The 6,251-nt window shown below is 69.6% G+C and carries 5 protein-coding genes; 4 read left to right on the top strand and 1 reads right to left on the bottom strand.

The genetic code is table 11. The annotated features are described in order from the left end of the window. Positions 1 to 286 precede the first annotated feature (286 nt). The gene (locus tag ACF8LI_RS09535) at positions 287 to 1,216 is read right to left on the bottom strand and encodes a LysR family transcriptional regulator (RefSeq protein ID WP_016453174.1); all 930 of its coding nucleotides are present in this window, start codon (positions 1,214 to 1,216) and stop codon (positions 287 to 289) included. Positions 1,217 to 1,346: 130 nt separating this feature from the next. Here ACF8LI_RS09535 and mdlC point away from each other — a divergent pair, with 130 nt between their 5' ends. The 4 genes from mdlC (at position 1,347) to ACF8LI_RS09515 (ending at position 6,032) form a co-directional block, all read left to right on the top strand. Further along, entirely contained in the window at positions 1,347 to 2,981 is a 1,635-nt protein-coding gene (gene mdlC / locus ACF8LI_RS09530) for a benzoylformate decarboxylase (protein WP_392412471.1), read from the top strand. A gap of 28 nt (positions 2,982 to 3,009) precedes the next feature. After that, a complete protein-coding gene (locus ACF8LI_RS09525; RefSeq protein WP_392412469.1) occupies positions 3,010 to 3,948 on the top strand; it encodes a ketopantoate reductase family protein in 939 nt (312 codons plus the stop codon). A gap of 42 nt (positions 3,949 to 3,990) precedes the next feature. After that, positions 3,991 to 4,965 carry a tripartite tricarboxylate transporter substrate binding protein gene (locus tag ACF8LI_RS09520; protein WP_016453177.1) on the top strand — a complete coding sequence of 325 codons (975 nt, stop codon included), beginning with the start codon at positions 3,991 to 3,993 and terminating at the stop codon, positions 4,963 to 4,965. Positions 4,966 to 5,033: 68 nt separating this feature from the next. Further along, entirely contained in the window at positions 5,034 to 6,032 is a 999-nt protein-coding gene (locus tag ACF8LI_RS09515) for a tripartite tricarboxylate transporter substrate binding protein (protein WP_013804051.1), read from the top strand. Positions 6,033 to 6,251: the final 219 nt, after the last annotated feature.

Below are 6,251 nucleotides of genomic sequence, written 5' to 3'. Positions count from 1 at the left end.
CCGCGTTGGCTCTGCGCGCTGGTGATCGCAAGGCGGCGCAGTGCGCCGCCAAGGCTGAAGCCTTGGCAAGCGCTGCAACGCCGCGAGCGCCTGCGCGCAGAGCCAACCCGAAGGGAAAGCCGGGAAAGGGGCCCGGCCCTTCGTTGCAGCCCGCTTGCGGTGTGGCAACCGCGGCGCGTGCTACGCCTCGTTCCGGACCCCTTTCCCGGCTTTCGCGGGCACGTAAAAGTGCACAACACGCTCTAGTGTTGGCAGCCCGCAAGTCATGCCCGTGACGGCGGGCCCTTCAGGGCGCGGCGGCCTCGCGGTGCCGGGGCTGCTGGAACAGCTCGCAGACCAGTTCGCGCAGCCAGCGCTTGGCCGGTTCCTGTTCGAAGCGCCAGCTCCAGTGCAGCGACACGTCGAAGCGGTGATCGGGCAGGTCGGCATCGCGCACCGCATAGCCGCCGCGCTCGACAAAGCCGGCCGCGATCTCGGCCGGCATGATCACCGCCAGGTCGGTCTTGCCCACGATGGAGGGCACGGCCATGAAATGCGCGGCCGACAGGCGGATGCGCTCATCGAGCCGCAGCGCCTGCAGGATGCGCAGCGTCTCCGAATGCGAGCGCACGGCCGCGAAATCCAGCTGGCGCAGCGTGGCCAGCGCCAGTGGCGCGTCTTCGGGCAGGTGCGCCAGCGCGGGGTGGCCGCTGCGCAGCAGCACGCCGTAGTGGTCGGACAGCAGCACGGTCTGCCGGGTCCGCGTGCCACCCGGCAGAAAGCCGATGGCGATGTCCAGCGTGCCCCGGTCCAGCGCATCGGCAATGCCGTCCAACGGCATGGGCAGGGTCTCCAGCTGCACATGCGGGGCGCGCTGGTGCAGCGCCTGCATCAGCGGCGGCAGAAAGCGCGCCTCGCCGATGTCGCTCAGGTGGATGCGAAAGCGCTGGCGCGCCTGCAGCGGCTCGAAGCTCTGGGCCTCGGACATGGCGACTTCCAGCACCTCCAGCGCCTGGCGCACGGCCAGCGCCAGGCGCTCGGCACGCGGCGTGGGGCGCACGCCTGCGTGCGCGCGCTCGAACAGCGGATTGCCCAGCAGCAGGCGCAGCCGCGTCACGGCCTGGCTGGCGGCGGGCTGGGACATGCCCAGCTCCTCGGCCGCGCGGCTGACGCTGCAGTGGCGGTACACGGCGTCAAAGACGCGCAGCAGGTTGAGGTCCAGGTTCTTGATATCCATTTGGTGAATATTTCTTAGATAGTTTATTCAATTGCTGGAAATCATAAGCGCCTGCACCATGGGCACCGACTTCCATGGCCACCGCGCGGCACGCACCGGGCGGCCGGCCCATTCCCCAGGAGACCCCATCTTGCAAGCACCCACCACCCCCCGCAGCCAGCCCGCCCAGACTTCCCCCTCCACCGCGACCTACACCGTGCGCCATGCCGTGATCGCCATGCTGCGCGAGCTGGGCATGACGCGCATCTTCGGCAACCCGGGCTCGACCGAGCTGCCGCTGTTCCGCGACTATCCCGAAGACTTCTCCTATGTGCTGGGCCTGCAGGAAACCGTGGTCGTGGGCATGGCCGACGGCCATGCCCAGGCCACGCGCAATGCCAGCTTCGTGAACCTGCACTCGGCCGCGGGCGTGGGCCACGCCATGGCCAACATCTTCACGGCCTTCAAGAACCGCACGCCCCTGGTGATCACGGCGGGCCAGCAGGCGCGCTCGCTACTGCAGTTCGACCCCTTCCTGCACTCCAACCAGGCCGCCGAGCTGCCCAAGCCCTATGTGAAGTGGAGCTGCGAGCCCGCGCGCGCCGAAGACGTGCCCCAGGCGCTGGCGCGCGCCTACTACATCGCCATGCAGGAGCCGCGCGGCCCCGTGCTGGTCTCCATTCCCGCCGATGACTGGGACAAGCCGGCCGAGCCCGTCACGCTGCGCCATGTGGGCTTCGAGACGCGGCCCGATCCGCGCACGCTGGACCTTATCGGCGATGCGCTGGATGCGGCGCGTGCCCCGGCCCTGGTCGTGGGCGCGGCCGTGGACCGGGCCCAGGGCTGGGATGCCGTGGTCGCGCTGGCCGAGCGCCACCAGGCCCGCGTCTTCGTGGCCCCCATGAGCGGGCGCTGCAGCTTCCCCGAGGACCATCCCCTGTTCGCCGGCTTCCTGCCGGCCATGCGCGAGCGCATCGTGCAGCTGCTGTCCGGCCATGACGTGGTCTTCGCCGTGGGCGCGGCCGCCTTCACCTACCACGTGGAAGGCGAGGGCCCGCACATCCCCGAAGGCACGGCGCTCTACCAGTTGATCGAGGACCCGGCCATTGCCGCCTGGGCCCCCGTGGGCACGGCTGCCGTGGGCAATGTGCGCATGGGCGTGGAGGAGCTGCTGCAGCGCCCCGCACCCGCACCGCGCCAGGCGCCCGCACCCCGGCCCGCAGCGCCCGTGCCGGCCGCGCCCGCCGCAGGCGAGCGCATGTCGGTGGCCTTTGCCATGCACACGCTGGCCCAGGTGCGAGACCGCCACAGCATCGTGGTGGAAGAGGCGCCCAGCTCGCGCTCCACCATCCAGACCTACCTGCCCATCTTCCATTCGGGCACCTTCTACACCATGTGCAGCGGCGGCCTGGGCCACAGCATGCCGGCCGCCGTGGGCGTGGCGCTGGCAAAGCCCGAGGCCAAGGTGGTCGCCGTCATCGGCGACGGCTCGGCCATGTATGCCATCCAGGCCCTCTGGAGTGCAGCCCAGCTGCGCCTGCCCATCAGCTTCGTGATCCTCAAGAACCGCCGCTATGCGGCGCTGCAGGACTTCGCCCATGTCTTCGGCTACCGCGAGGGCGAGAAGGTCGAGGGCACGGAACTGCCCGACATCGACTTCGTGGCGCTGGCGCGGGGCCAGGGCTGCGACGGCGTGCATGTGGAGAACGCTGCCGAGCTGGCCGATGTGCTGGCCCGCGCGCTGGCCCATCCCAAGCCCATCGTGGTCGAGGTCGAAGTCGCCTGAGGCGAAGCCCCCTGCAGGAGACACGGCAATGGAAAACACAAGAAGCATAGGCATCCTCGGCGCAGGCGCCATGGGCACCTTGTTCGCCGCACGATTGGCCAACGTCGGCCTGGACGTGACCCTGGTCGATGTGAACGACGAACTGCTGCAGGCCCTGAACCGCGATGGTGCGCGCTGCCACACCGATGAGGGGCTGCAGCAGGCCCGCGTGCATGCGGCGCGGGCCGAGCAGCTCACGGCGGGGCCCGCGCTGTGGCTGGTCTTCACCAAGTCGGCCCATACGCGCGCTGCACTGCAGGGCATTGCCCATCTCATCGGGCCGGACACGCATTTCCTGAGCCTGCAAAACGGCATAGGCCACGCCGATGTGCTGCGCGAGCGGGTGCCGGCCGAGCGCATCGCCGTGGGCGTGACCACCTGGCCTGCGCGCGTGATGTCGCCGGGCGAGGTCAGCTCCATGGGGCAGGGCGGTATCCGCTTCATGCCTTGCGACGGCCAGCGCAGCGCGGTCTTCGACCTGCTGGCGGAAGACCTCAACCGCGCAGGCATGCATTGCAGCATCGACCCGCAGGTGCAGGAGGCCATCTGGGAGAAGCTGGCCTTCAATGCCGCCTTCAACGGCGTGTGCGCCGTGACGCGCCAGACCGTGGACGGACTGGCCAATCCGCAGGGCGAGGCCCTGCTGCAGCGCGTGCTGGACGAGGTGCTGTCCGTCGCCCATGCCCATGGCGTCGCCGCCAGCGCCGAGCGCGTGGGCGCGGCCGTGCGCGATGCGCTGGACCATCACCGGGGCCACCAGCCCTCGATGCTGCAGGACCTGCTGGCCGGCCGTGCCACCGAGACGGGCGCCATCCACGGTGCCGTGCTTAAGGTGGCCGACCGCCTGGGCATTGCCGTGCCCGTGACGCGCACGCTGCATGCACTGGTCAGCCTGTCCGAGAACGCGGGCTCCGTCGCACCGCGCTGAACGCGCTCAAGGCAAAACGAGCCACTACAAGAAGGAGACAAGATGCTGCGCAGACAAGCACTCAAGGCCGCACTGGCCATAGGCGCCTCGCCCCTGCTGGGCATGGGCACGGCACACGCCCAGACCGGCAAGCCCATCGAATGGGTGGTGGGCTTTGCCGCAGGCGGCGGCTCGGACGCCGTGGCGCGCGGCGTGGCCGAAGTCTGGGGCAAAGCCCTGGGCCGCACCGTGGTCGTCATGAACAAGCCCGGTGCAGGCACCAACATCGCCGCCGAATACGCGGCGCGCACGCGCGAACTGGGCAGCCTGGTCTTCACGGCCGACTTCGCCACGCTGGCGGCCAACCCCCACCTGTTTCGCAAGCTGGCCTACAACGCCGAGAAGGACTTCGTGCCCATCGGCCTGCTGGCGCGCTTTCCGCTGTTCCTTGTGGTCGGCAACCAGCTGCCGGTGCACAACCTGCAGGAGTTCACGCAGTGGGTGAAGGCCCAGCCAGGCCCCGTCAGCTACGGCAGCCCGGGGTTGGGCACGCCCCACCACCTGGCCACCGAACTGCTGTCGCAGCGCCTGGGCCTGAAGATGTCCCATGTGCCCTATCGCGGCGCGGGGCCGGCCCTGATCGATGTGATCGGCGGCCAGATCCCCTTCATGCTGGCCGACAGCGCGGCGGCGGCCCAGCACATTGCGGCCGGCAAGCTGCGTGTCATCGGCGTGGCCAGCGCCGAGCGGCTCAAGAGCCATCCGTCCGTGCCCACGCTGGCCGAGCAGGGCGTCAAGGATTTCGAGGCCCATGCATGGCAGGGCCTGGTGGCGCCGGCCGGCACGGACGACGCCACCGTGCAGGCCTGGTCCGTGGCGCTGCAGCAGGCGCTGCGCTCGCCTGCGGTGCTGGCGCGCTTCGAGGCGCTGTCGCTGGAGCCGCTGCCCGGCACGCCTGCGCAGATGCGCGACTACTGGCGCAGCGAAAGCCGGCGCTGGGGCCAGGTCATCGAGTCGGCGGGCATTCGGCTGGACTGATTGCAGCCCCGCCGCCGCCGGGCTCCCATCACGCTTTCAAGAATTCACAACCCAAGGAGACACAGTTCATGCACAAGACAACCCCCTTCAGCCGCTGGCGCCGCCTGGGCCTGCTGGCCCTGCTGGGCGCGACGGCCTCGGTCCCTGCGCTGGCGCAGAAGGCCGGCGACAAATGGCCCGAGCGCCCGGTGCGCCTGGTGGTGAACTTCGCGCCCGGCGGCGCGGCCGATGTGCTGGCGCGCGCCATCACGCCCACCATGTCCCAGGTGCTGGGCCAGTCGGTGGTGGTGGACAACAAGCCCGGCGCGGGCGGCAACATCGGCATCAGCGAAACCGTGCGCGCGCCCAAGGATGGCTACACGCTGCTGCTCAGCTCGGGCGGGGCCATCACCATCAACCCGATGATCTACAGCAAGCTGGCCTTCAATCCCGAAAAGGATTTGACGCCCGTGGCTGCCGTGGCGCGCGTGCATGTGTTCCTGGAGACCAATCCCGCCGTGCCCGCCACCAACGTGGCCGAGTTCATCAAGCACCTGAAGGCCAACCCCGGCAAGCTGTCCTACGGCTCGCCGGGCCAGGGCAGCTCGCCGCACCTGGCCGGCGAGATGTTCAAGCGCATGGCCGGCGTCGATGCCGTGCACGCCCCCTACAAGGGCGCGGGCCCGGCGCTCAGCGACGTGCTCAGCGGGCAGCTGCAGTTCTGGTTCGACCCGGGTCCGGGCCTCAAGCAGGTCGAGGCGGGCAAGCTGCGCCTGCTGGCCATCGGCAGCCCGCACCGCTCGCCGCAGTACCCCAACGTGCCCACGCTGGCCGAAAGCGGCCTGCCGGGCTTTGATGCGGACACGCTGTTCGGCATCTACGCGCCCACGGGCACGCCCGAATCGGTGATCGAGGCCGTTCGCACTGCCGTGGCCAAGGCGCTGGAGCAAAAGAACGTCAACGACGTCATCCTCACCCTGGGAGCCACGCCCGCGCCGCTGAGCCGCAAGGCCTTCATCGACCACCACGCCACCGAGCGCGAGCGCTTCGGCGAACTGGTGAAAGCCATCGGCCTGAAGGTGGACTGATCTTTCCCGCAGGCCATCGCCCGCAAGCCGCCCGCTCCGCGCTGGCGGCTTTTTGCTTTCCGGGCCGGGCTGGGCCGGGCCAGGCCAGGCCGAGGGGCCCTTGTGCCGGCCATCTTCTATACGAAGGTATATCCCGCATCCACCAATGAACAGGCCAGCCTTCCCAACAAAGGCTGGCCGCAGGCACTTTCGCCTTTGATAATTCCGGGCACATATTGC

It is taken from the genome of Delftia sp. WSY_12 (genome assembly GCF_043104645.1).
GTDB lineage: Bacteria > Pseudomonadota > Gammaproteobacteria > Burkholderiales > Burkholderiaceae_C > Comamonas > Comamonas tsuruhatensis.
This window is presented reverse-complemented; position numbering and strand designations above follow the sequence as displayed.

Excerpts from the sequence above, each read along its gene's own strand:
- ACF8LI_RS09520 (WP_016453177.1), top strand. The coding sequence starts at position 3,991 with ATGCTGCGCAGACAAGCACTCAAGGCCGCACTGGCCATAGGCGCCTCG.
- ACF8LI_RS09535 (WP_016453174.1), bottom strand. The coding sequence starts at position 1,216 with ATGGATATCAAGAACCTGGACCTCAACCTGCTGCGCGTCTTTGACGCC.
- ACF8LI_RS09515 (WP_013804051.1), top strand. The coding sequence starts at position 5,034 with ATGCACAAGACAACCCCCTTCAGCCGCTGGCGCCGCCTGGGCCTGCTG.
- ACF8LI_RS09525 (WP_392412469.1), top strand. The coding sequence starts at position 3,010 with ATGGAAAACACAAGAAGCATAGGCATCCTCGGCGCAGGCGCCATGGGC.